Source organism: Streptococcus pseudopneumoniae (assembly GCF_001072665.1).
GTDB lineage: Bacteria > Bacillota > Bacilli > Lactobacillales > Streptococcaceae > Streptococcus > Streptococcus pseudopneumoniae_S.
The window spans coordinates 1-302 of record NZ_JVJI01000077.1 but is presented as its reverse complement, the minus strand read 5'-3'; the positions used below and the strand labels follow the sequence as shown (position 1 = coordinate 302).

Below are 302 nucleotides of genomic sequence, written 5' to 3'. Positions count from 1 at the left end.
CGCTTTTACACGCCTGACGGTTTTCAAGACCGTTCCCTTCAGCCGGACTTGGGTAATCCTCCATATTATTTAAATGGACCTTGTAGGACTTGAACCTACGACCACTCGGTTATGAGCCGAGAGCTCTAACCAGCTGAGCTAAAGGTCCAACAAGATCATTATAGCGGCGAAGGGGATCGAACCCCCGACCTCCCGGGTATGAACCGGACGCTCTAGCCAGCTGAGCTACACCGCCATATATCGGGAAGACAGGATTCGAACCTGCGACACCTTGGTCCCAAACCAAGTACTCTACCAAGCTG

The 302-nt window shown here is 52.3% G+C and carries 2 tRNA genes; both read right to left on the bottom strand.

The features are described 5' to 3' along the window. Positions 1-74 precede the first annotated feature (74 nt). Positions 75-148: transfer RNA gene (locus ADH52_RS04615), tRNA-Ile, on the bottom strand. Positions 149-161: 13 nt separating this feature from the next. Beyond that, a tRNA-Met gene (locus ADH52_RS04610) sits at positions 162-235 on the bottom strand. Positions 236-302: the final 67 nt, after the last annotated feature.